At 66.1% G+C, this 24,599-nt stretch carries 17 protein-coding genes; 8 read left to right on the top strand and 9 right to left on the bottom strand.

Translation table 11 applies throughout. The annotated features are described in order from the left end of the window. Positions 1 to 12 precede the first annotated feature (12 nt). The 4 genes from ACSU04_RS07260 to ACSU04_RS07245 all read left to right on the top strand — a co-directional run bounded on the left by ACSU04_RS07260 (position 13) and on the right by ACSU04_RS07245 (position 9,981). Positions 13 to 4,059: a hypothetical protein gene (locus tag ACSU04_RS07260; protein ID WP_439288909.1), complete on the top strand. Its 4,047-nt coding sequence runs from the start codon at positions 13 to 15 to the stop codon at positions 4,057 to 4,059. 166 nt (positions 4,060 to 4,225) lie between these two features. Next, the gene (locus ACSU04_RS07255) at positions 4,226 to 5,707 is read left to right on the top strand and encodes an MFS transporter (RefSeq protein ID WP_439281420.1); all 1,482 of its coding nucleotides are present in this window, start codon (positions 4,226 to 4,228) and stop codon (positions 5,705 to 5,707) included. Positions 5,708 to 5,788: 81 nt separating this feature from the next. Continuing rightward, the gene (locus ACSU04_RS07250) at positions 5,789 to 6,985 is read left to right on the top strand and encodes an exonuclease SbcCD subunit D (protein WP_439288908.1); all 1,197 of its coding nucleotides are present in this window, start codon (positions 5,789 to 5,791) and stop codon (positions 6,983 to 6,985) included. Continuing rightward, on the top strand, positions 6,985 to 9,981 hold the full coding sequence (locus ACSU04_RS07245) for an AAA family ATPase (RefSeq protein ID WP_439288907.1): 2,997 nt from the start codon (positions 6,985 to 6,987) through the stop codon (positions 9,979 to 9,981). The genes ACSU04_RS07250 and ACSU04_RS07245 overlap by 1 nt, the downstream gene beginning before the upstream one ends. Before the next feature lie 22 nt (positions 9,982 to 10,003). On the opposite strand, the gene ACSU04_RS07240 is transcribed toward ACSU04_RS07245, so the two are convergent. Then, the gene (locus ACSU04_RS07240; protein WP_439288906.1) at positions 10,004 to 10,957 is read right to left on the bottom strand and encodes an aldo/keto reductase; all 954 of its coding nucleotides are present in this window, start codon (positions 10,955 to 10,957) and stop codon (positions 10,004 to 10,006) included. A 101-nt stretch (positions 10,958 to 11,058) separates the two neighbouring features. On the opposite strand from ACSU04_RS07240, the gene nadE reads away from it, so the two are divergent. Both nadE and ACSU04_RS07230 read left to right on the top strand, forming a co-directional pair. Then, a complete protein-coding gene (gene nadE / locus ACSU04_RS07235; protein ID WP_439288905.1) occupies positions 11,059 to 11,877 on the top strand; it encodes an ammonia-dependent NAD(+) synthetase in 819 nt (272 codons plus the stop codon). Between the two features lie 152 nt (positions 11,878 to 12,029). After that, a complete protein-coding gene (locus ACSU04_RS07230; RefSeq protein ID WP_439288904.1) occupies positions 12,030 to 15,503 on the top strand; it encodes a TM0106 family RecB-like putative nuclease in 3,474 nt (1,157 codons plus the stop codon). 30 nt (positions 15,504 to 15,533) lie between these two features. Here the strand turns inward: ACSU04_RS07230 and upp are convergent, their stop codons facing one another. Together upp and ACSU04_RS07220 are read right to left on the bottom strand one after the other, a co-directional pair. After that, positions 15,534 to 16,166 carry a uracil phosphoribosyltransferase gene (gene upp / locus ACSU04_RS07225; RefSeq protein ID WP_439281414.1) on the bottom strand — a complete coding sequence of 211 codons (633 nt, stop codon included), beginning with the start codon at positions 16,164 to 16,166 and terminating at the stop codon, positions 15,534 to 15,536. Positions 16,167 to 16,226: 60 nt separating this feature from the next. Further along, entirely contained in the window at positions 16,227 to 16,361 is a 135-nt protein-coding gene (locus tag ACSU04_RS07220) for a hypothetical protein (protein ID WP_439281413.1), read from the bottom strand. Between the two features lie 105 nt (positions 16,362 to 16,466). On the opposite strand from ACSU04_RS07220, the gene tadA reads away from it, so the two are divergent. Continuing rightward, on the top strand, positions 16,467 to 16,922 hold the full coding sequence (gene tadA, locus ACSU04_RS07215) for a tRNA adenosine(34) deaminase TadA (protein WP_439288903.1): 456 nt from the start codon (positions 16,467 to 16,469) through the stop codon (positions 16,920 to 16,922). 100 nt (positions 16,923 to 17,022) lie between these two features. Here tadA and ACSU04_RS07210 read toward each other — a convergent pair whose 3' ends face one another. Next, positions 17,023 to 17,994 (bottom strand): cation diffusion facilitator family transporter, encoded by a 972-nt coding sequence (locus ACSU04_RS07210; RefSeq protein ID WP_439281411.1) that lies wholly within the window; start codon positions 17,992 to 17,994, stop codon positions 17,023 to 17,025. A gap of 99 nt (positions 17,995 to 18,093) precedes the next feature. On the opposite strand from ACSU04_RS07210, the gene proC reads away from it, so the two are divergent. Then, complete coding sequence (gene proC / locus ACSU04_RS07205; RefSeq protein ID WP_439288902.1) at positions 18,094 to 18,933, top strand: pyrroline-5-carboxylate reductase; 840 nt, start codon at positions 18,094 to 18,096, stop codon at positions 18,931 to 18,933. 6 nt (positions 18,934 to 18,939) lie between these two features. Here the strand turns inward: proC and ACSU04_RS07200 are convergent, their stop codons facing one another. From ACSU04_RS07200 to ACSU04_RS07180, 5 genes are all read right to left on the bottom strand, one after another. Then, positions 18,940 to 19,974, bottom strand: a complete 1,035-nt coding sequence (locus tag ACSU04_RS07200; RefSeq protein WP_439288901.1) for a DUF2804 domain-containing protein — start codon at positions 19,972 to 19,974, stop codon at positions 18,940 to 18,942. Between the two features lie 5 nt (positions 19,975 to 19,979). Continuing rightward, positions 19,980 to 20,843 carry a carbohydrate ABC transporter permease gene (locus ACSU04_RS07195; protein WP_439288900.1) on the bottom strand — a complete coding sequence of 288 codons (864 nt, stop codon included), beginning with the start codon at positions 20,841 to 20,843 and terminating at the stop codon, positions 19,980 to 19,982. Beyond that, the gene (locus ACSU04_RS07190; protein WP_439288899.1) at positions 20,840 to 21,763 is read right to left on the bottom strand and encodes a carbohydrate ABC transporter permease; all 924 of its coding nucleotides are present in this window, start codon (positions 21,761 to 21,763) and stop codon (positions 20,840 to 20,842) included. The genes ACSU04_RS07195 and ACSU04_RS07190 overlap by 4 nt, the downstream gene beginning before the upstream one ends. A 3-nt stretch (positions 21,764 to 21,766) precedes the next feature. Beyond that, a complete protein-coding gene (locus tag ACSU04_RS07185) occupies positions 21,767 to 23,143 on the bottom strand; it encodes an ABC transporter substrate-binding protein (protein WP_439288898.1) in 1,377 nt (458 codons plus the stop codon). A 293-nt stretch (positions 23,144 to 23,436) separates the two neighbouring features. Beyond that, entirely contained in the window at positions 23,437 to 24,534 is a 1,098-nt protein-coding gene (locus ACSU04_RS07180) for a LacI family DNA-binding transcriptional regulator (protein WP_439288897.1), read from the bottom strand. Positions 24,535 to 24,599 lie beyond the last annotated feature (65 nt).

Here is a 24,599-nt window from a genome sequence, read left to right as displayed (position 1 = left end):
AAAGCCGATGACATGATCTACGACCCGGACAAGGCCAGAAAGATTCTCGGTGCACCCGAGTTCTCCCTCGCTCAGCGCTGGGGTGGCGACCTCGCCCAGGCTGTCGACTGGGATAACGAGCTGCTGCGCGAACCGCGCGTCTGCGTGCCGATCGATGTGCAGGCGCTCGTGGTGCTGGGCGATGATCCGGACTCGGCCGGCGTGCGCCTGGATGGCCCGCTGACGCCGGGGAGGGCCGTTCCGGCTGACGCGGAATCTGACGTCAAACGCACGGCGCTGACGGGGTCCGACCCGTTCGATGAGCCGGCGCCGCGCGAGACGGGCATCCACCTGCATTGGGCGATGCCCGACGCGTTGATGAAGGGGCGGGCATCGGATGGCGCGCCCGCCGCCCGCGACCTTGGAATGGCTCCGTTGCCGGACCGGTGGGTCATCACACGGATCCTCGTACCGGCGACGGGGACGAAGGCTGTCACACAATCCTGGGCTGTCGACGCGCTCACCGGGGCGGTCTGGCCGCTGGGTGAGAGCGGTGCGCCCGCGCCCGCCGACACTGAATCCGTGGCGGCGGGCACTCTCAACGGCACCTCGGGCGGCACGCTCACCTGGACGGCCGCCTACGACGCCGCGCGGGGACGCTTCACCTTCCACGATTCGCAGGACGACCTCGCCAGAGATGCGACGCTCGGCGGCACCGTGGCAGGTGGGCCAGTGGGCGGACGTGCCACATACCTTGTCGTCGGCTGGTGGGCGGATGCTGATCTCGACCCGCTCGACGGGATTCACGGCACGGCGGCTCGCGGTCGCCGGCTCACCGCACTGAAATGGAAGCTGGTAGAACAGGCGGCGCCCAACCATTCTGCTGTGCCGACCGGCGCCGCAAGCACCTCCACCGGAACACCGAGCTCGGGCGCGAGTGTCGTCTCGGACTCCGCTTCCGCCTTCCGGTACAAGGGGGTGTCGGTCTCGCCCTCGCTGCTCGCCGGGTTGGGCATCGCCGATGCCCAGCACATCCGTCCGGCGAATCCACCGCGGCCGGAGGCCTCCACGCTGCTGCATGGGGCAGTCATCGGCGTACCCGCTCTCGTCGAGGGTGCCCGCGAGCGAGTGGCACCGGCAGAACAGCGTCCGTCCGCCGAGCGCGTTTCGATCGCACTCGGCTCTTCACTCTCCGATGCGCTGGGGGCGCTCGCCGTACGCTCACTGGCACCGGCAGCTGTGGGCGAGGAGCGTGAACTTTTCGAAGAGCTCGTTGAGGCGTTCATCCGCGGCAGGCTCACCGATCTCGATGACCCGGCGGGGGCTGCTGAGATCGACGAGGGTCTTCATTCCGGTGGGTTCGAGACCGTCGCATCGCCGTTCCCCGGAGTCACAGACCGGCTCGTCGACGGCGCGGTGCCGCTGAACGACCAGGGGCGGCGTATCGGCACGGTGCGCTCGGGTGTCTTCGCCGGCATCAAGAAAGCCGACTCGTACAAGATCACCGCAGACCAGAGTTCGCTGTACTTCGTCGGCGGGTATAAAAAGGGCTCGCCCATCGGTGTGGGCGACGCCGCCCAGACGGCCACGGTCGCGGGCGCGTACAAGAGCTCGCCCTACAGCGTGCACGCCGATGTCGCGCATGCGGCGTTGCCGATCGCGGCGGCGCAGTCCGCGGCATTCCAGCAGGCGGCCGGTGCCGAGCATCAAGCGGGATCCGCCGCGCGGAAGGCGGCTGCGGCCCCGAGGGTGCGCACAGAGGTGCGGCCAGAACCGCCGTTCTTCCAGGCATCCGACCCTTATCTGCTGGTGCGAGGCGCCGGGCGCTTTCCGCGTCACGGCGGAGATGGCGCGTGGCTCGACGACGGGCGGCTGAAGGTGCGCTCGCCCAGCCTGATCTCTGACCACTACAAGGACGTGCTGGCGGGATCCGAGGTGCTCGCGCCTCTGGCCTCCGGTGCGATCCCCGCCGAGACTACGGCGCTCGCAAGAGAAGCACTGCTGCTCAGCGACTTCGCCTCCGGGTGGCTCGCGCAGCGCGCTGCGGAGAAGACCGCGCCGAAGGGGCGGAGAGGACCCGACGCGAAAGTGGTCCGCGCCTACGAGCGGCGCTTCGAGGCGGAGCTGCTGCTGCGCTATGACGAGTCGGGTGCGTACACGGGCGATGCCGTCTCGGTAAGCGCGAAGCTCGACACCGCCGACCCCCGCGTGCGCGAGCAGGTGACGCAGGGGCTGCTGTATCAATCGGTGCTGGGAGGTACCTCCCCCTCACCGGTCGGGATCACGGCGTGGGCGCAGCCCTGGTGTCCGCTGTGGCTCGAGTACCGCGTCGATGTCGAGGGCCGTCCCGGCTTTGCCGGATGGGATCTCGGGTCGCATGACTTCACCGCCGTTGAGGGGCCCTCGGGCGACGTCGTGCGCACGGCCGTCGCCCGGGTGCCGCTGACCACCGGCGTCGCGCACGCACTCGGCGACAGCATCGGGCAGTACCTCAAGGAGGAGCGCACGCGCGATGCGGACAAGAAGGCCCTCACCGACGATGAGCTCGTGGGCGCGCTGGGATTGCTGCGCAATTTGGGGGCGAGCGCCGATCTGCTCGGTGCGTCTCTCGATGGTGTCCGACGAAGGATGCTGGGGCTCCTCGAGAGGGCATTCCAGGCGACGGATGCCGACGGCGAGGTCCTCCTGGAAAGTGCAGAGGATCCGGTCCTGCTGCTGGGCGGTGCGGTACGCGTCACGGGGCTGCGCGTCGTGGACACCTACGGGCGCGTGCTCGACCTCGACCCGCAGTCGGCGATCGTTCCGGCCCGGCTCGAGGCCGGTGCCGGTGCCAGCGCCAGTTCGGGTGCGGGTGCGATGCTGCGGGCGCCGCGGTTCACCCCGCCGACCCGGGTGCGCGTGCGGTTCGTCGGTGCGGAGTCGACCGGCGTCGACGGGGCGAGGGATGCCCGCATCGACGAGTCGGATGCCTCGGCGCAGGTGAGTCCCGTATGCGGGTTCCTGCTGCCGGATCACGTCGATGAATCGATCGAGGTGTTCGGTCCGGATGCGACCGCGCTCGGCGAGCTTCTGGTCACCGGTCAGATCGGATCCTCTGGCGGTGGCGTCATCTGGGAGCCCGCTCCCGGTCGCCCGGTACCGGCGGATGCCGCGCCCTCGGTCGGTCTGCTTGCCGACGAGCATGTGCTCGGCCGGTTCGCCACCGGAATCGTCGTCGCGGATGCTGCGGCCCGAGGGTCCGAGCGAGCCACGCCCGATGCCGAATCGGCGCTCGCCGCCCTGCTGCGCTCTATCGACACGACGCTGTGGACGGTGGACGGCAACGCCGGCGCCGGGTCCGCCCAGCTGGCGTCGATCGTCGGTGCGCCGCTCGCCGTCGTTCGCGCGGTCGTCAGCGTCGACCTGCTCGATGACACGTCGTCTCTCGCGCTGTCGGAGGATGAGGCATCCGCTCGTCGCGCGGCATACGCCGATCTCTCGCAGGATGGTGTCCCGGTGCGCCTTGGTGCGCTCAGCCGACCCGACGACGGGCTCGTGGCCTGGTTCGTTGACGATGACTACTCGCGCGTACATCTCGTCGACAAGGCGATCCTGAACGCCGCATCGCCCGCCGGGCACGGCAAGGGATTCCTTCAGGGCTGGGGGGTCGTCGTTGATCCGACCGGTGTCGAGCCGATCACGCACGAGTACGTCTCGTCGGAGACCGAGCTCATCGTGCATCCGGGTGTCCCGCGGATGCTGACACTGCTGATGACGCCCGGTGCCGCCGTGCACTTCACGAGCGGGATCGTCCCGCAGGGTCGGGTGCAGCTGCAGCGTGGATGGTTCACGCCCGCGTTGGACGAACTCGTACCGGCGGTGCGAGTGGGGCCGGTGCTGATCGATCCGGGCGATGTGCGGCTGCCGCTGGTCGCGGCCCTCGGCGAGAACCAGTCCCTCACCGTGCGAGAAGGACCCACCGCGTGGCGTGACGACGCGATCCTCGCGGCGACCCAGTCGGCCGTGCTCCCCGACCGGGCGACGGTTCTGCGCGAGGGGTGGATTCGGGTCAGTCCCGGCGCGGAATCGGACCGTCGGTGATGCCGGTCGGCCGCCGTGGCGCGGCATCCGTCTCAAATTCTCAGGAATACGCGCGTTAGTATGGAACTCTGCTCAGCAACGTTCGCTGAGGCGGTCAGCTTCCGAACGGTAACTGGTCCGAGGCTTGAAACCTCCGGCATCCTCATCAGACACCGGAGGTTTTTTCATGTCTCAGACCCTGCGCGCCCACCCCAAAGCCAAATGGTGGGCCCTGTTCGTCATCTCTCTGACTCAGCTCGTCGTTGTCCTGGACGGCACCATCGTCAACATTGCCCTGCCGCAGGCTCAGATCGCCTTGGAAATGGACGATCACCTGCGCCAGTGGGTTGTCACTGCCTACGCGCTCTCGTTCGGAGCACTGCTGTTGCTCGGCGGACGTATCGCCGACTACTGGGGTCGCAAGCGCACCTTCATGGTCGGCATGGTCGGCTTTGCCCTGGCATCCCTCTATGCGGGTCTAGCGGCCGCAGGGTGGGAGCTGATCCTCGGACGCGCCCTGCAGGGTGTCTTCGCCGCGATGTTGGCGCCCGCCGCACTCGCGCTGCTGACGACGCTGTTCCCGTCCGGCAAGGAGCGCAACGTCGCCTTCGCCGTCTTCGGAACGGTCGCCGGCACCGGGGCCGCCGTCGGCATGGTGCTCGGTGGATTCCTCACCGAGTTCTTTGACTGGCGCTGGTGCCTGCTGGTGAACCTGTTCTTCTGTGCGGTCGGTTTCATCGGTGGTGCGCTGTTCCTCACCGAGAGCCGCGCTGCCGGCGACAAGCGGTACGACCTGTGGGGCGCGCTGCTCGTCACTGCCGGCCTCGCGTCGTTCGTGTATGGCTTCAGCCTCGCGGAGACCGGCTGGACCAACCCGCTCACGATCGGCTTCATCGTGCTCGGCCTCGTTCTTCTCGCGGTGTTCGTGTGGGTCCAGGCGAAGGTTTCCAACCCCCTGCTGCCGTTACGTGTGGTCACGAACAAGGTGCGCGGAGGGGCTTTCCTCATCCAGGCCGTCGCCGGCAGCGTCATGATCGGCGCGACCCTGTACCTCACCTTCCATCTGCAGATCGTGCTCGGCATGGGCGCGCTCGAAGCCGGCGTCGCCAGCCTGCCGCTGCCGCTGGGCACCATGGTGCTGGCCGGAGTTGCGACGAAGATGCTCGGTCAGATCGGTCCGCGCCTGATGCTCATCAGCGGACCCCTCGTGGTCGCAGCGGCGCTCGTATATCTCTCGTTCATCACCGCGGATGGCAACTATTTCATCCAGGTTGCCCCGGCGCTGCTGGTCATGGGACTCGGAATGGCGTTCGTCTTCATTCCGCTGCAGAACCTCGCCCTCACCGGCGTGGCACCGCACGACGCCGGTATCGCCTCCGCAGTCACCAACTCGGCGATGCAGATCGGCGGATCGGTCGGGCTGTCGGTGTTCACCGCGGTGTATGCGGCCGTCGTCGGTGGTCACGCGCAGGGCGAGGTCGGACTCGACGTACTCACGGACGGCTACGGTGCAGTGTTCCTCGCCGCAGCGGTCGCCATGGTGCTGGCATCCGTCGTCGCGTTCACGATGGTGCGCGGCCGCAAAGAAGACCTGATGCCCCAGCACGCTGTGGTCGCCGCCGACAAGCCCGTCTCCTCGGATACCGACACGCTGTCGCTCGCGCACTGAGTCTCGCGCACTGAATCTCGCGCTTGGGATGCCGCGGCGGGCCTCGGCGGTAATGTCCGAGGCCCTCCGTACGGTGTAAATATGCGAATCCTGCACACCTCTGACTGGCATATCGGCCGCACCTTCCATGGCAACTCGACCATGGATGCGCTGGCCGAGGTCTTTGGTGCGCTGATCGCCCAGGTGCGCGAGCTGTCTGTCACCGAAAACCCCGTCGACGTGGTGGTCGTCGCGGGAGACGTGTTCGACTCCTCGGCCCCGGCTGGCCCCGCGTACACGCTGCTCGGTGACACACTCGCCGCTCTCCACGACACCGGCGCAAAGGTCATCGTCACGAGCGGCAACCACGATTCTGCGGCTCGACTCGGGTTCCAGGCGCGACTGCTGCGCGACGGTATCCACATGATGACCGACCCGCTTTCGATCGGCGAGCCGGTCACGGTCGACGATGCCGACGGCCCGGTGCACTTCTACGGCATCCCCTACCTCGAGCCGGCGATCGTGCGGCAGTACTGGCCGGTGTCGGCGTCGAGCGACGACTCCGAAGGGCGTCCGCTTCGCACTCAGGCGCAGACCATGGCGCATGCGATGTCGCTGGTACGGGCAGGCATCGCGTCGCGCGGGGGTCGCTCCGTCGCGATCGCGCACTGCTTCGCGGCGGGTGTCGATGCCACGGCCGGCCTCGAACGCGAAGTACGCCAGGGCGGGCTCGACGTCGTACCGCTGAGCGTCTTCGACGGACCGGACTACGTCGCTCTCGGCCACATCCACGGGCGCCAGACGCTGAGCGAACGGGTGCGGTACGCCGGAGCGCCGCTGCACTACAGCTTCGGCGAGCAGCACAAGGAGCGCGGCTCTTGGCTGATCGATCTCGATGCCTCGGGCTTCGCGTCGGCCGAGTGGCTGGCACTGCCAGTGCCGCGCCGACTCGTCACGCTCACCGGAACACTTGACGAGATCCTCTCCGACGACAACATCGCGGCACATGCCGACGACTGGGTGTGTGCGGTCTATACCGACGTACTGCCGCAGGCCGAACCGATGCGGCGGCTGAAGGAACAATTCCCGCACTGCGCGATGGTGCAGCATGCACCTGTCGGTGGTGCCGAGCGGGTAGAGCGCTCCTACGCTGCGCGGCTGGAATCCGCCGTCACTGACACCGAGCACATTGAGGCGTTCCTTGAGCACGTGCGTGCTGGCCAGGGCCCGAGCGAGCGTGAGAGCGAACTCATTCGTGAGGTGCTCGACGAGCGCGTGGTCGCCGAGGCTCTCGTCTAGTGCGTCTCCACAGCCTCGAAATCGAGGGGTTCGGCCCGTTCCGCGAACGACAGATCGTCGACTTCGACAGCTTCGCCGACGACGGTATCTTCCTCATCGCTGGGCGTACCGGCGCCGGTAAGTCGAGCATCCTGGATGCTGTCTGCTTCGGCCTGTACGGGGGAGTGCCACGATACGAGAGCGGCGACAAACGGCTGCGCAGTGATCATTGCGACCCGGAAGATCTCAGCGAAGTCGTCGTCGAATTCAGTACGACGGCTGGCAGATATCGGGTGACGCGCTCGCCGGAGTACATGCGGCCGGCGAAGCGCGGTGGCGGATTGACGAAGCAGGCTTCGGGTGTCCAGCTCGATACTCTCACCGACGCCGGCTGGGTCACGCTGGCTGCGAAAGAGCGGGAGGTCGGGCACGAACTCGACGAGATTCTGCAGCTGAGCCGTGAGCAGTTCCTCCAGGTGATCCTGCTCGCCCAGAACAGGTTCGCGCGGTTCCTGCTCGCCGACAGTAAAGAGCGGCAGACACTGCTGCGACGGCTATTCGGCACAGAGCGCTTCGAAGACGTGCAGTCCCGTTTCGATGATCGCCGTAAGACGGCAGAGAACGCGCTCTCCGGACGCCTCGCCGCTGTCAACGCGGGCCTTCAGCAGGCGGAGCGGATGGTGACCGCTGCAGAGCTATGGGGCGAGCATGAGCCCGTTGATGTAACTGCGGAAACGACCCCAGAGCGCCTCGAGCAACTTCGCGTCGCGCTCGAGCGGGCCGAGTATCAGGTCGAGCGCCGATCTGCCGAGAGCACGGAAGCCGAGACCAGAAACACCGCGGCGGAAGTAGCCCTGACCAGCGCACGCGAGGAGCGCAAGGCGCAACAGGATCGAGACGCGGCCCGGGTCGCGATGCAGCGAATCGACGCCGAAGAACCCGAGATCGCATCGGCACGGACGACGCTGCAGCGTGCGAGGACGGCCGAGGCGCTGCGCGCAACGCTCAACGCCGCCGAGCGGGCCGCGAGCGACCGTGAGAAGGCCGAAATTGCCGAACGTGCAGCCCGTGAGGTCTGGGGTTCCGCTGAAATCGAGCTCGTTGACATCGAACTAGGCGGGGTCACCGCCGAGGCGCTGGAAACATGGGCTGAGCAGCGGACCAGCCAGAGCGGCGAGTGGAAACGCGCGGCCGAGCTCGAGCAGAGTGTCCCGGCTCTCGCTGTGGAGCAGACCGACGCTGAGGAACAGGTCGCCGAAGCGTCCGCTCTCGTCGACGCGCACGACACGGAACGGGCGGAACTGCCCGCCCGGGTCACCGAGCTGACCGCCCAGCGGGACGCCGCGCGGCGCAGCGCCGACCGCATCGATGACCTGCAGACAACGCTGAACGCCGCGAAGGCACGCCGAGACGCGGCAGTGAGGGCCGAGCGGCTTCGAGGCGACCTCGACAAGGCCGAACGCGCGCTCGTCGCGGCCAGCAGTGTGCTCGATGAGGCGCAGCTCGCGCTCACGCAGCTGCGTCGCCGCCGTCTGGACGGCTTCGCCGGAGAACTTGCGACCGCACTGGTGTCGGGTGAGGCCTGCAGCGTGTGTGGGGCGACCGAGCATCCTTCACCGGCCGAGCACAGCGATCCCGTCTCGCCGGAAGACGTCGAGGCGGCCGAAGGCGTGCGCGACACCGCAGCAAAGGGCGATCGTGAGGCGCTCGACAGGGTGTCCGATCTGAAGCGCGATCTCGCCGCTGCCGCAGCCATGGCGGAAGAGCGCTCTGTCGCTGCGGCAGAGGACGAGGTAGCCGCTGCGACAGCCGTGCACGCCGCGGCACAGGCAGCCGTCGGTGCACTCGCCGCCGCGGTTGCGGCGCTGGGCGAGGCTACGGCGCGTTCGGTGCAGCTCGAGAAGGATCGTGCAGCAGCGGCGGATGCACTGGCGAAGTCGCGCGAGACGCTCGCCCTGATCGCCCAGCGCAGCGCTGAGGCGCAGACTGTCGTCACCGCAGCACGTGGATCCTTCGGCACTGTCGCCGAGCGCATCGCCGAGGTCACCGCGCACGTCGCGGCCGCCCACGCGCTGGCGGATGCTCTCGAAGAGAGCGCCCGGCGTGAGGTGGCACTCACCGATGCCGCGGCGGAGCAGACGCGCGCGCTCGCGGCATCCGATTTCGACGGCGCCAATGCCGCACGCGAGGCGCTGCGGTCGGCAGCCGAGCAGCAAGGGCTGGAGGAGCGCATCACTGGCCACACCGTGCAGCGTGAGAAGCAGCGCGAGCTGCTGCTGGCGCTGGAGATGCGGGCGCTTCCCGAGGAGCCGATCGAGCTCAGCGCGGTGGAAGAATCGGCGGCTGTCGCTCGTACGGTGTGGAGGGCCGCGATCGATGCGGGAGGGCGAGCGGAGACCACCGTCGATCAGCTGGGCGCACTCATCGACTCCGCCGCGGCCGAGTATGCTGGCAGCGCCGCGCAGCAGGCAGACTTCGAGGTGCTGAAGGGCCTCGCTGACACCATCGCCGGGCGCGCCGGAAATACGCACAAGATGACGCTGGAGACATTCGTGCTCGCCGCCGAACTCGAAGAGATCGTGGGGGCAGCCAACCGCCGCCTCAGTGACATGTCAACCGGACGCTACCAGCTGCAACACTCTGATGCGCTCGCGGCCCGTGGCGCGGCATCCGGGCTCGGGATCGTCGTCTTCGACGCGTTCACCGGGCAGACGCGTCCCGCGCAGTCATTGTCAGGAGGGGAGACCTTCCTCAGCTCACTCGCGCTGGCGCTCGGCCTCGCCGAGGTCGTTACGGCGAGAGCCGGCGGCATCCAACTCGACACGCTCTTCATCGATGAAGGCTTCGGGTCCCTCGACGCCGACACTCTCGAGATCGCCATGCGCACGCTCGACGAACTGCGCTCTGGCGGGCGCACCGTTGGCATCATCAGCCACGTCGAGTCGATGCAGGAGCAGATCCCCGCGCAGTTGGTGGTAGAACAGACCGCCAGCGGGCCCAGCCGCATCCGCCCCTGACGCGGAGCGGCCGGGACTCACTTCACGCGTTCGCGGGAATCCAGGCAGAAATCTCGTCGAGAGCGTGCAGCTCTTCCGTGGCCAGCTCGAGCGTTGCTCCGGCCAGCAGGTCTGCCACCTGCTCCACCCGAGATGCGCTCGCGATGGGAGCGGCGACGGTCGACTGAGCACGCAGCCACGCCAGAGCGACCGAAGTGACCGAGGCATTGTGGGCCGCGCCGATGCTCTCCAGCTCTCCGATGATGCGCAGGCCGTGTTCAGTCGCGTACTTCGAGGCGCCGCCTGCGCGTGCCGACGCGACAGCCGTCGCATCCGTTGACCGGTACTTGCCGGTGAGGAATCCGCTCGCCAGTGCGTAGTACGGAACCAGGCTGAGTCCGAACTCCTGGGCGACAGGGATGATGCTCTCCTCGATGTCGTTACGGTGCACGAGGTTGTAGTGCGGCTGTACGGCGACGGGCAGTGCAGTGCCGGCATCCTGCGCGAGGGAGATCCAGGAGCGGATGCGGTCTGCCGCGTAGTTCGACACGGCCGTGTGGCGCACCAGGCCGTCGGTGACGAGCTGTCCGAACGCCGCGACCGTCTCCTCGAGCGGAGTCTCGGCGTCATCGAAGTGCGCGTAGTAGAGGTCGATCGTGTCAACGCCGAGACGGTTCAGCGATGCCTCGGCAGCGGCGCGGATGTTCTTGGCCGAGAGACCGCGGAACTCCGGGTGGCTGCTGACCTTTGTGGCGATGATGACATCCGAGGGCCCCCGAGCGGCGAGCCACTCTCCGATGATCGTTTCGCTCTCGCCGCCGCTGTTGCCCGGCACCCAGGCACTGTATCCGTCGGCCGTATCGATGAAGTTGCCACCGCCGGCATGGAAAGCATCGAGAATTTGGAACGACGCATCGCGATCGGCGGTCCAGCCGAAGACATTGCCGCCGAGGGCAAGCGGGAACACATCGAGGTCGCTACGGCCGAGGAGGGTCATGGAATCTCTCTTTCTTTCGTCTACTCGAGTCAAGCGCATCTGGGGCGGCCATATTCCACTTCCGTCACAGCGATGTAACACGCAGGGGCGATACTGGACGCATGACGCTTCAGCAGGAGATCGCGCAGACTCTCGGTGTGCGGGCCGACATCGACCCGGCAGCCGAGATCGAACGGCGTGTGCAGTTTCTCGTCGATTACCTGGTCGCCACCGGCGCGAAGGGCTTTGTGCTCGGCATCTCGGGGGGCCAGGACTCCACGCTCGCGGGACGCCTGGCGCAGCTCGCCGTCGAGCGCGTGCGCGCGGGCGGCGGCGTTGCCGACTTCACCGCGGTGCGGTTGCCGTACAAGATCCAGCATGACGCGGATGACGCGAACGCTGCCCTGGCATTCATCGGGCCGGATCGCTCCGTCGAAGTCAATATTCAGGGCGGCGTAGACGGTGTTGAGAAGGACATCGAGCAGGCGGCCGGCGCCGACATCTCCGACTTCAACCGCGGCAACATCAAGGCCCGCATCCGGATGGTGACGCAGTATGCGCTCGCCGGACACGATTCTCGCCTCGTCATCGGTACTGACCACGCGGCCGAGGCCATCACCGGTTTCTACACGAAGTTCGGTGATGGGGCCGCCGACATCCTGCCCCTTGCTGGTCTCACCAAGCGCCAGGGCAAGAGTTTGCTACGTGAGCTCAACGCTCCGGACCGGCTGTGGATGAAGGTGCCGACGGCCGACCTCCTTGATGGGCAGCCTGGTCGCGCCGACGAGGATGAGCTCGGGCTCACCTACGAGCAGATCGACGACTACCTTGAGGGCAAGCCGGTGGATGCTGACGTCGTTGCCAGGCTTGAGGGTAAGTACCTCGCCACCCGGCACAAGCGACACCTGCCGGTCGGCCCTGCAGATGACTGGTGGCGCTGAGGCGCTCCTGCCCCGCCCGCTCGGGAGGACTTCACCCTTACGGGAGGAGCTTTTCGTCCATCGGCTCCGCCTGAGCGTGCGTTCTCCTCCCGAACGGGTGGGCATTTCGTGCGGGTGTGAGGACTGTCCGAGGCCCCGGCTAATCTCGAAGCATGCGGATTGATAGCCATGCCCAACGCGTCATTTTCAGCGCCACTGACCTGAAGGCGGCCGCTGAGTGTGAGTTCGCCTGGGCGCGGGCGATCGACGCGAAGCTGGGGCGGGTGCCTGCTGTGGAACAGCCGGTGGATGCCACACTCGCTCGTGCGGCAAAGCTCGGTGATGCGCATGAACTGAAGGTGCTCGAGGCCTACCGCGAACGCTTCGGTACGGATGCTGTGTACGAGGTGTCGAAGGTGTCATCGGCCGATCCGGCGTCTCTCGCCGCGGTCGTCGCCGAGACCGGGGAGGCTCTCCGCTCCGATGCCAAAGTGCTGTTCCAGGGTGCGTTCTCCACCGACGAATTCGTCGGATTCGCGGATTTCCTGCTGCGCGAAGACGACGACCGCTGGCGCGTGCAAGACTCCAAGCTGGCCCGCACGGCGCGCGTTACGGCGCTCATGCAGCTGGCGGCATATGTCGACCAATTGGATGATCTCGGCATCCCGCGATCCGACAGGGTCGACCTCATCCTCGGCGACGGAACGATCAGCACGCATGCAGTCGATGATCTGCTGCCGCTGTTTCATGTTCGAAGGACTCGGCTGCGTGCCGTGATCGCGGATCGGGACGTACCAGCGGGGGCAACGGGTGTGCCGCTTGCCTGGGGCGATGGCAGGGGAGACCTTGACATCACGGCGTGCGGACGATGCGCGACGTGCACCGAGCAGGTAGATGCTGCGCGTGATCTGCTGATGGTCGCTCGCATGCGTCCGACGCAGCGGGCGCGACTGCGTGCGGCCGGTGTCGAGACGATCGATGACCTCGCCGCAGCGACGGATGCTCCTGACGGAATGAACGTCGACTCATTCGAGTCGCTACGTGCTCAAGCGCGCCTGCAGCTGCGCGCCGACGCCGATGATGCTCCGACATTCGACGTCTACTACCCGCAGGCCATCCACAATCTGCCACGACCGAGCCGGGGTGACATCTTCTTCGACTTCGAAGGTGACCCGCTGTATACCGAACCCGCGCCTGACGGCAACGCGCAGTGGGGCATCGACTATCTGTTCGGCTGGGTCGACAACGAAGATCAGTACACGCCGCTGTGGGCGCACTCTTTTGTCGATGAAAGGCATGCACTCGAGCAGTTCCTCGACTTCGTGAATGTTCGAAGGGCCGCGCACCCGGACATGCACATCTACCACTACGCGCCGTATGAGACATCTCATCTTGTCGCGATGGCGGCGCGCTACGGCATCCGTGAAGGCGAGGTCGACAAGCTGCTGCGCGAGGGCGTGTTCGTCGACCTGTACCCGCTCGTGCTGCGGACGGTGCGCGTCGGGTCCCGCTCGTATTCGATCAAGAAACTTGAGCCGCTCTACATGGGCGAGGACGTGCGCACGAGCGACGTGCAAAAGGGTGACGACTCGATCGTGCAGTACGTCGCCGCGCGCCAGTTGTTGGCTGCGGGGGAGACTTCCGACGCCGAGGCAGTGCTCGCCGACCTCGCTGATTACAACCGCTACGACTGTGTCTCGACCCGGCGCCTGCGTAACTGGCTGATCGAGATTGCCAAGGACAAGGGCGTCAACCCCGCGCCGCCTGACGAGCCAGACGAGCTGGTCTATGAGCCATCGCACCGTTCGGTCGCGCTGCTCGCGGATGCCGAGCGTGACGTGGAGGCGGGCGGCGACGGCGAAGTACACCGCGTCGCTGCGGCGGCGATCGACTACTACCCGCGTGAGGCGAAGAGCTTCTGGGTGTCGCATTTTCAGCGACTGCGTGAGCCGGTGTCGATGTGGGATCAGACCCGTGACGTCGTACGGGTGGATGTCACCGCGTCCGTGCTGCGACGCGATTGGAGCGTCGCAGAGGGCCGCCGCGTCATGTCTCGCGACATCGAGATCCGCGGTGAGATTTCGCCGGGTACGACGCTCGGTGAGGGGTCGAACCCCTTCTCGTTGTATCCGTTCCCGGCTCCCTTCGATGTGGAGGCGCCATCGCGCGCAGTCCACGTGCCGCGCACGATCACCGTGACTGAGATACTCGACGACGGCTACGTGATCACCGAAACTGCGGTGAGCGGGCAGACCTGGGACGAGTTCCCGGTCGCGTTGACCCCGGCAGCACCGCCGCGTGTCGTCTCGCTGCAGGGCGCGATCGATGAATGGGCAGACACTGTGCACGAGGCGGCACCGGCATTCCCCTCGGATGCGGCGACCGACATCCTGCGCCGCATCCCTCCGCGCACGGTCTCCGGTGCGGGGCTTCCATCGGCCGGCGATGACACGATCGATGCGATCGTGCGGGGCATCCTCGATCTCGACCACAGCTATCTCGCAGTGCAGGGGCCTCCGGGAACGGGTAAGACCTATACGGGCTCACGTGTGATCGCGCGGCTCGTGAACGAGTACGGCTTCCGGATCGGGGTCGTGGCGCAGTCTCACGCGATCATCGAGACGTTGCTGGAGCGTGTCGTCGCCGACGGTGTGCCACCGGGACAGGTGGCGAAGGCGCCGAAGGAAAAGGGGAGTGAACCGAGCTATACGATGATCCCGAAGAGCGGCATGGCGTCGTTCCTCTCCGAGCGCCAAGGTCAGGGCGTCGTCGTCGGCGGCACCGCCTGGGACTTCAGTAACACCGGGCGTGTCGAGCGACACGGCCTCGATCTGCTCGTGATCGACGAGGCCGGCCAGTTCTCGCTCGCATCCACAATCGCCGTCGCAGCGGGGGCGAAACGCCTGCTGCTGCTCGGTGACCCGCAACAGCTGCCGCAGGTCAGCCAGGGCGCGCACCCAGAGCCGGTCAACACCTCGGCGCTCGGTTGGGTGATGGACGGCGATGCCGTCGTCAGCCCGGAGTACGGATACTTCCTCGATCACAGCTGGCGGATGCATCCGGCAGTCGCGGGTCCGGTCTCGCGGCTGTCCTACGCCGGGCAGTTGGCGTCAGCGCCCGGCACGGAACGACGCGCGATCGATGGGGTGGAGGCAGGGCTGCATGTCGTTTCCGTGCGACACCGTGGCAACGCGACGCAGTCCGCCGAGGAGGCTGCCGAGGTCGTGAGGATTGTGCGCGAACTACTCGGCCGCGAGTTGACTGACATGGGCCCCGAGATGGCGCCCCGGCCACTGATCGAGGCAGACTTCATTGTCGTCGCGCCGTACAACGCGCAGAAACAGCTCGTGATCGATGCACTCGCGGCGGCGGGTCTTGCCGGGGTTCCCGTGGGTACGGTCGACAATTTCCAGGGCAAGGAAGCCGCGGTGTCCATCACGACGCTTGCGGCGTCGAGCGGCCGGGATGCGCCACGCGGTCCGGAGTTCCTGCTGCTGCAGAACCGGCTGAATGTGGCGATCTCACGTGCTCAGGTCGCGGCGTACCTGATCCACTCGCCGGCGCTACTGGACGACCTGCCGTACACGCCAGAGGGAGTGGGGCGACTCAGCGCCTTCGCGCACCTTGTGGGGGCAGACCGCGACTGAGCACCGCAGCGCGAAGCGCCATGAATGGGGTCAGACCGTGCCGTAGAGGCGGTCGCCGGCGTCGCCAAGGCCGGGAACGATGTAGCGGTTCTCGTCGAGGCCCTCGTCGAGGGCGCCGAGCACGATGGTGACATCGCGGTCACCAACCAGCTTCTCAATGGCCGCAAGGCCCTCCGGGGTGCCGAGCAGGCAGATCGCGGTAACGTCCTTCGCTCCGCGGTCGAACAGGAACTGGATAGCCACGGCCAGCGAGCCGCCAGTGGCAAGCATCGGGTCGATGGCGAAGCACTGGCGGTCGCTGAGGTCTTTCGGAAGACGCTCGGCGTACGTCGTCGGCTCGAAGGTCTCTTCATCGCGCACCATGCCGAGGAAGCCGACCTCGGCGGTGGGGAGAAGCTTCACGAGCCCCTCCAACATTCCGAGACCCGCACGCAGGATCGGAACGACGATCGGGCGCGGCTCGGAGATCTTCGCACCCATCGTCTTAGTGACCGGAGTGGTGATTTCGACGGGAGTGACCTTAACGTTGCGGGTCGCTTCGTAGGCGAGCAACGTCACGAGCTCTTCGGTCAGCTGCCGGAAGACAGGAGACGGGGTGCGCACATCGCGCAGCACCGTGAGCTTGTGGGTGATGAGAGGGTGGTCGGCGACGTGAACACGCATAAACCTAAGGTTAGTGCGCTGAAGCCTGCTGAACGGTGTGGATTTCCCAGCGAACAGGTCTCAGGCGCGTGTCGCGAGCCGCGCGGCGCGGCGTTCTCGCCACTGTGCGTTGATCTTCTTCGAGTTCAAGGTGATGCACAGAGCGGTGATGAGAGGTCCGGCAGAGATGAGGAGGACGTGAGCGAAAGTTTCCATGCCTTGAATCTACGGAGCCACAGAATCCCGCGCATCCGGCGCAGGGCGGATCATTTGCAGCGCCGTGGACCGCAGTATCCCCCACAAGGCGGATACGCTCGAACCATGCGCAAGGCGGATGAAGACGGGATGCGGCGAGCTCTCGCGCTCGCCGCAGAAGCCGCAGTCGCGGGAGAAGTCCCCGTCGGTGCCGTCGTGCTTGATCGCACCGGCCGCATCATCGCCGAAGGGCGCAACATCCGCGAAGAGACCCACGACCCGACCGCGCACGCGGAGGTCGTCGCGCTGCGGCTGGCCGCGGCATCCATCGGATCATGGAATCTTGAGGGTCACACCCTCGTCGTCACACTTGAGCCGTGTGTGATGTGCGCGGGCGCGATCCTGCAGTCCCGAATCGGACGCGTGGTCTTCGGCGCCTGGGACGAGAAGGCGGGTGCGGCGGGGTCGATGTACGACGTGCTGCGCGATCGTCGCCTGCCGTATCGCGCCGAGGTCGTCGGGGGAGTCGACGAGGTTGCCTCGACCGCACTGTTGCGCGACTTCTTCGAGCAACGCCGCTGAGGTTGAGCGCACCGGCAGGTGTCGCGGGTTGCCGCTCCCGGGCGGGAGTGGCGACCATCTGCGACCCCTCCTGCCGTCCGGCGGAGCTCGACAGTGCGGGTCAGTCGGCCGACTTCAGCACGAACGCGTCCGTCGGGGGCTCCGGGTCGATCGCCGGCCGGTACACGTCCGGTTCGATGTAGATCGCGCGGGCGACGGGAACGGCATCCCGAATCTGTTTCTCGATGTGGTTGATGTCGTCCGCTGCCTCGCGCACCGTCTTGTCTGAGGTCAGCGCGATCTTGGCGGCGACCAGCAACTCATCTGGGCCGAGATACAGCGTCTTCAGGTGGATGATCTTCTCCACGTCGGGGCATCCGATGATCGCATCCATGATGAGGTCGAGATCGGACTGGTTCGCGCCTTCGCCCACCAGCAGGCTCTTGGTTTCGATACCGAGAATCACCGCGATCAGCACGAGCAGCACGCCGATGGCAAGCGTGCCGAGTGCGTCAAACACGCTGTTGCCAGTGATGACGGTGAGCCCGACACCGAGCAGCGCGAAGGTCAGGCCGATGAGAGCACCGATATCTTCTAGCAGCACCACGGGCAGCTCAGGTGCCTTCGAGTGTCGAATGAACGACACCCAGGACTGCCCGCGCTCGCGCACCAGGTTGCTCTCCTTGACCGCGGTGCGCAGCGAGAACGACTCCAGCCCGATCGCGACGACGAGTACGACGAGCGGCAGCCACCACCACACCGGATCAAGTGCGTGCGGGTGAGTGAGCTTGTCGATGCCCTCGTAGATCGCGAACAGTCCACCGACCGAGAACAGGATGATCGATACCACGAACGCGTACACGTAGCGCTCGCGGCCGTATCCGAACGGATGCTCGCGGTCAGCCGCGCGCTTGGCCTTGCGGCCGCCGAGCATGAGCAGCAGCTGGTTGCCGGCATCGGCGACCGAGTGGATCGCCTCGGCGAGCATCGAGGCAGACCCCGAAAGAGCCCACGCGACGAACTTCGCAATCGCAATGCCCAGATTCGCCAGAAACGCCGCGACGATCGCCTTGCCACCACCGGATGCACTCATGCCGCGATTCTAGTTCCGCACAGATGGAAGCGCAGGAGCGACCTCGGCGCTGTCGGATGCCAGCAACAGGACGACGGATGTCGAGAATAGGATGGCCGCATGGCTCAATCGCTTCCCTCTCTTGCGTTCCTCGGTGCCGGTTCGATGGGGGGCGCGATCCTGCACGGCGTCGTCGCCTCGGGGCTCGATGTCGACGGCGGCATCATCGCGACCAATCGCACGGCGGCGAAAGCCGCGAGTCTGGCAGGCCTCGCGGGCGTGACGGCGATTGCGCTGGACGAGCAGCCGAGCGGAAACACGGATGCCGCGGCCGCCGCCCGCATCATTCTCGTCGGCGTGAAACCGGCGATGGTCCCCGATCTGCTGCGCGAGATTGCGCCTGTGCTGCGTGACGACGCGATCGTCGTGAGCCTTGCCGCTGGCGTCACCCTGGCGACATTCTCTGCGCATCTCGGCGCTGACGTCAGCGTCATCCGCTCGATGCCGAACACTCCTGCCACCGTGGGCAAGGCCGTTACCGGGTTGGCTGCCGGGGCGGCGGCATCGGCTGAGGATCTCGCGGTCGTCCGCCGCCTATTCTCACTCGTGGGCGCCGTGGTCGAGGTGCCAGAAGACAAGATCGACGCGCTTTCCACCATCTCCGGATCAGGGCCCGCCTACGTGTTCCTGCTCATCGAGGAGCTCACGAAGGCGGCGATCGGCAAGGGGTTCAGCGAGGCGGATGCTCGTCTGATGGCTGAGCAGACCTTCATCGGTGCGACCGCTCTGCTCGCGGCATCCGGAGAAAACCCCGCCGAGCTGCGTCGCAGGGTGACGAGCCCGAAGGGCACCACAGAACGGGCGGTCGCCGTGCTGCAGGACGCCCATCTCGATCGGCTGTTCGCCGAAGCGACGGATGCGGCGCTGGCCCGTTCCAAGGAGCTCGCCGCTGGCGTCTGAGCCTGCTCACCAGCGCCGCTCGACCTCCTCGACATGGCCGGCGACGTCGGAGAACCGGACGACGGCGCCATCGTCAAGGGTCACTTCGCCGGTGTAGGTGCCGTAACAGGTGTCGCCGCGGCTGAGGATGATCCAGCGATTGAACATATGTCGGACGTGTCGTTCCGGTACGAAGCGGATCTTGGCGCGCGGCCCGGTGATCGTCCAAGGAGAAAGCCAGTTTTGCGGGTCGTACTGCCAGTCAAGATGGTCACTCACCTTGTGCAGATGGCCGTCGATGCGAAGCCAGTTCTCCGTCGACGGGGTCGCATCGGTCCATTTGCCGCCGAACTGCAGACCGAGGGCGCGGCCGTCTTCGTCTTCGCCGCGACCGGAGCCCCAGTTCCAGAACGTGCGGTACGGCCACCGGCCGCGACCGCGATCGTGGACGGCCGCTGAGGAACGACGCTCGACGCGGTGTTCGACACCATCGACGATCACGACGCCTTCAGCTGTGAGGTCGTTGTCTTTCTTCGTGTACTGGAACAGCCGATCGCTCCAAGGCACCAGGACGCCCATGGACTCGTGATCTGGATCCGCGTGCACCGTGAGATCCACGCGGATGCGCGCAGACGCGGCATGGAGGTGCGTGCCGCGGTCGCGGGGGGTGAGTCTCACGACGACGTCGCGACGTTGCGCTTCCATCGGAAGACTGTTCTTCGGATCTCGCATGCCCGCGTGGCCGGGGAACCAGGTGTTTCCGCCCTGACGGATCTCTGTGGTGCTCTCTCTCTCCCAGTACGAGACGGAGACGTTCGCACGGTAGTCGTGATGGGAGATGTTGAGCGTGATGATCGCGGTGGGCGTGGTGATTGCCCAGTATTCGAAGCGCTTGTTCCGTCCCCATCCCCGCAGATTGGTGCGGTGCAGCGCGGAGCGCGTCCATCCCACAGCATCCGGGTTGAGGCGCCCCGACGGCAGACAGAGATCCACCGGCTCGGTGATCTCGCGTTCGATGATGCTCTCGCCGCCGCGGAGTACCGGTCGCAGTGGAAGTCTCACAGATGTCATCCCTTCGTCGCGCCCTCTGCGAGGCCGCGGATCAACCATTTCTGTACGAGCAGGGCGAGGATCACGACCGGAATGACGGTGATCATTCCGGCTGCCGCGAGCGCGCCCCAGTTGGCGCCGTTCTCGGTGTCACCCGCCATTCCGGCGATTGCCACGGGGAAGGTGGTCGCGTTGCGGTTCGTCAGCACCAGAGCGAACAACAATTCCTCCCACGCCAGGATGATGCTGAAGATGAACGTCGACAACAGACCGGGCAACGAGATCGGGAGGATGATGCGGAAGAACGCGCCCATTCGCGAGCATCCGTCGATCATCGCCGATTCTTCGAGTTCCTTCGGCAGGGCGAGGAAGAAGCCGCGCATCAGCCACATCACGTAGGGGACGATGAACGAGCAGTACGCGATGATCAGCGTGATGTGCGTGTCGGTGATGCCGAGAGACCGCGCGACGAGGAACATCGGCACGGCCAGCGCGATCGGCGGCACGCCGCGCGATGCGAGGATCAGCGCGCCGATGATGCCGGCACCGCGGATGCGAAGCCGGGAGAGCGCGTAGCCCGCCATGGCGCCGGCGATCAGCGACAGCACGGATGCTCCGACGGCGACGATCACGGTGTTGAGCATCTGCCCGGCGAAACCGCCGCGGGTGAGCACGTCGACGTACTGCGCGATGGTCGGCTCGAAAAAGAAGGTCGGCGGCGAGGAGAAGATATCGCGTTGCTGCTTGAACGAGGTCAGCAGCATCCACACCAGCGGCAGCATGAACAGGATGCACACGATGACGCCTGCCCAGATGCGGGCGCGGTGTGCGTTCGCGCTTCGCCGGCGGTGTGAGGCGACGGCGGGGTTCAGAGCGGTCACAGTCGGTCCTCCATTTTCTTGCTGCCCCACAGAAATACGAAGGTGAGCACCATGGTGATGACGAGCACGATGATCGCCATGGCCGAGGAGGTGCTGAACTCCAGCAGTTGGAAGGCCTGACGGTAGATGTAGAGATTGACGACGTTCGTGGCCTGACCGGGTCCACCGTTCGTCGTGGCGACGACCACGTCGAACATCTTCACGGCGCCAAGCCACCGCACGACGAAGGTCGCGGCGATGATCGGCGCGAGCATGGGCAGGCTGATGGATTTCAGCGTCTGCCACCAGTTCGCACCATCGACCGAGGCCGCTTCGAACACGTCCTTCGGCAGGGAGAGCATGGCGGCCGCAGCGATCAGCACCACGAACGGTACCGAGCGCCACGTGTCGATGATGACGATGCTGATCATCGCCATCCCGGCGTCACCGAACCAATCGATCGGCTGGACTCCGAAGAGGCCGAGGAACCAGGTCACGACTCCCCAAAGCGGATCCAACATGATCTTCCAGATTCCGCCGGAGACCACGGGAGCGACGACCATCGGGATGAGGAAGAGGGCGCGGACGGCGCCGCGTCCTCTCCACTCGGCGTTGAGCAGGAACGCGATCCCGAACCCGAGCACGATCTGCAGGGGGAGGGCGAGCACCAGGTAGACGCCGGTGACGACGAGCGAGTTGAGGAAGTTCTCGTCGCCGAGCGCGTCCTCATAGTTATCTGCTCCCGCCCAGCCCGACGGTGCGAAGGTGGCGAGGTCGAAGTCGGAGAAGCTGATCTGGAGGGTATAGAGCAGCGGGTAGGCCAGCACGGCCACGAGGAGGACGATCGCGGGGACCATGAAGGTCCACCGACTGGCCACATCCCTCAGGATCGCACCGCGTCGCGCGCGCGACCGTTTCAGCGTCAACGAATCGACCGACATGGGTTACTTCTCCAGCAGTTCCTTGATCTCGGTGGTCGCTCGAGCGAGCGCCTCCTCTGCGGAGCGGTCGCCTTGAACGGCCGCGCTCGTCTCGTTCGCCAGGATCTCCTGGATCGCATTCGAGTCGGGCGAGCGTGGGCGCCACATCTCGCCCTCGGCGGCGACGTCGAATCCGCTCTGGATCGTCGTGTACACCGGGACGAGCCACGGCTCTGCCGGTTCAGAGGCCAGTGTCGACTTTCGCGCGGGGAACGACCCCAGGTTGACGGAAGACCACAGCTCGCCCTCCTTGGAGCTCATCCACTGTAGCAGCGCCCATGCCGCTTCAGGGTTGTCGCTGTTCTTGAAGACCGATCCGCTCCAGATTCCGCGGTGCGCACTCGCGCCCTCAGAGCCTGCCGGCATCGTCTGAATGCCGACCTGATCGGGGGTGAGGGTTGTCACATCAGCGTCGACCGCAGCACTCTTGTACGCACTGCCCCAGGTGAACAGGGTGGCGATCTTGCCCTGGCGGAACGCGTCGAGCGGCTCGTTGTAGTTGTACGTTGAAGCGCCAAGAGGAGCGTACTCGAGCAGGTCGACCTGGGTCTGCAACGCTGCCACACCCTCGTCGGTGTCGAACGTAGGGTTCATGTCGTCGTCGAACAGTGCTTCACCGTTCGAGTTGAGAACGGTCTGCCAGAACGGCGGGGACAGCACTCCGCGCACCCAGGTGAGTCCGACCGCCCAGGAGTCCACCGTGCCGTCGCCGTCGGTGTCCTGAACGAGCTCTGGTGCCTGTTCCATGTACTCGTCCCAGGTGAGCTCCGGGGTGGGTTCGGGCAGCCCGGCCTTGGCGTAGAGATCCTTGTTGTACATCATGACCAGCAGATTCGAGCGGAGCGGCACCCCGTACTGCCCGCCGTCCCATTCGCTCGATGCGAGCGGGGCGGAATTGAAGTCACCCCAGTCGTAGTCGTCTTCGGTCCACTGGTCGGCCTCAGCCTTCAGATCGAGGAGGACTCCCGCCTCGGCCAGCTGAGGTGTCCACGGGTCATCGAGTGTGATGAGGTCGTAGTCAGGGCTGGGGCTCGTCCCGTTGAGCAGGCCTTTTGCCAGGAGGCTGTCGTACGGAGTCGAGTCGATCGTCACATCTATGTATGGGTAGGCCTTGTTGAACTCGGGCACGAGCTCCTTCTGCCAGGTTTCAGCAAAGGCGTCGTTCGACATCATCGTGATCTGGACATGCTTTTCGGCTGTGCCGAGTCCGCCGCCGTCGGCGGAGGCATCGGAGCCGCCACCCGCACCGCTGCATGCGGTGAGCGTGATCGCGAAGACGCTGATCGACGCGATCGCGATCACGGACTTCCGGTGGGTGTGGTGAGAACTGCGCTGGGACATCTGGGTCGTCTCCTCATCTTTGAATAGAGCGTCCGCTTCGTCGGGCGTGTTGCGGTCGAAGCAAATCGGCGTTCGCGGCCCGCTCTCTGTTGAAGTGCGGGGGCTGGGCACGTTTGACCTTTTGAATAAACCATATATTCAGGCGTATTGCAACGTGGAAACAAAAATCATGACCGGATATGGGAAAACGTGCATGGGCATCACCAAGTGGCGACCGGTCATGCGTCTGGCCGTATGTTTCCACGTTGCACGAATGTGCGGCTCGCCCGTGAGTACACTGCAGATGGGCGGATCTACGCCTCGATGCGGACGATGCCCTCGGTCGACTCGCGCAGGATGAGTCGGTGGCCAGCCACGTCTCCGACCGGCGCCGCGTTGGGATCGCTGATTCGCCGCAGGAGGGCTTGGACTCCGAGCTCCGCGATGGCCTCGAGATCGGGCGAGATGGTCGTGAGCGTCGGCATGGAGAACGCAGACTCGGGGATGTCATCCCACCCGACGATCGCCAGGTCCTCTGGTACGCGGATGCCATGCTGCCGGAAGGCGTAGAGCATGCCGATCGCCAGCAGGTCGGTCGCGCAGACGAACGCATCGAAGTCGCCGATGCGCCCGATCAGGGATTCGGCAACCGAGTGACCTTCCTGGCGCCAGTAGTCGCCCTCAGCCTCGATCGGTGCGGACGGCGCGCGCTCGAGTCCCGCATCGATGACGAGGTCTGGGTCCACCGGCAGCCCAGCGGCCTCGAGGCCCAGCTTGTAGCCAGAGAATCGCAGGTCCCCGGTGCCGAGGGTGTCCTGCGGGAAGTACCCGACGAACCCGATCCGACTTCGACCGAGGGAGATCAGGTGTTCGGTGGCCGCGCGGCTCGAGCCGACGTTGTCCACGACCACGTTGTCAACCGCGTCGTTGAGCGTGTGCTCGCCGAGGAGCACCAGTGGTGTCGAATCGCGCTCGTTCAGCAGCTCATCGATCGGCAGTGACAGCGGGCTGAAGATGATCCCATCGGTTCGGATGCTGCCGTAACCCCGAGCGACCCGTCGTTCTCGTTCGGGCTGCCCGAGTGTCTCATCGACCATCACGTCATAGCCTTCGCGGCGTGCTGCGGCGACGACCGCGTGGGCGAGATTGGCGAAGTAGGGGTGCGCGAGAGAAGGAATCGCGAGCGTGAGTAGGTTGCTGCGTCCGCTGCGAAGCTGGCGGGCGGCGGCCTGGGGGCGATAGCCGAGCTCGGCTATCGCCGCTTCAACTTTGGCCTTGGTCTCGGGGCGCAGATAGCGATGCCCATGGATCACGTTGGATACGGTGCGCCACGACACCTGGGCGCGAGCGGCCACATCCTTGATGGTGGGTGGGCGGTCACCGCGTGAAGCCGGGCCAGGGGTGTCGTCCATCAGGCAATTCTAGGCAGTGTGCGACGCCCCAAGACCCGCTCGGTCATGGTGCCGCGCACGAAATG

Origin of the sequence: Microbacterium sp. A84, assembly GCF_051842815.1 — a bacterium.
In the GTDB taxonomy this organism is placed as follows: Bacteria; Actinomycetota; Actinomycetes; order Actinomycetales; family Microbacteriaceae; genus Microbacterium.
Note: the sequence above shows the minus strand (reverse complement) of the source record. Positions and strands in the feature narration are given on the sequence as shown.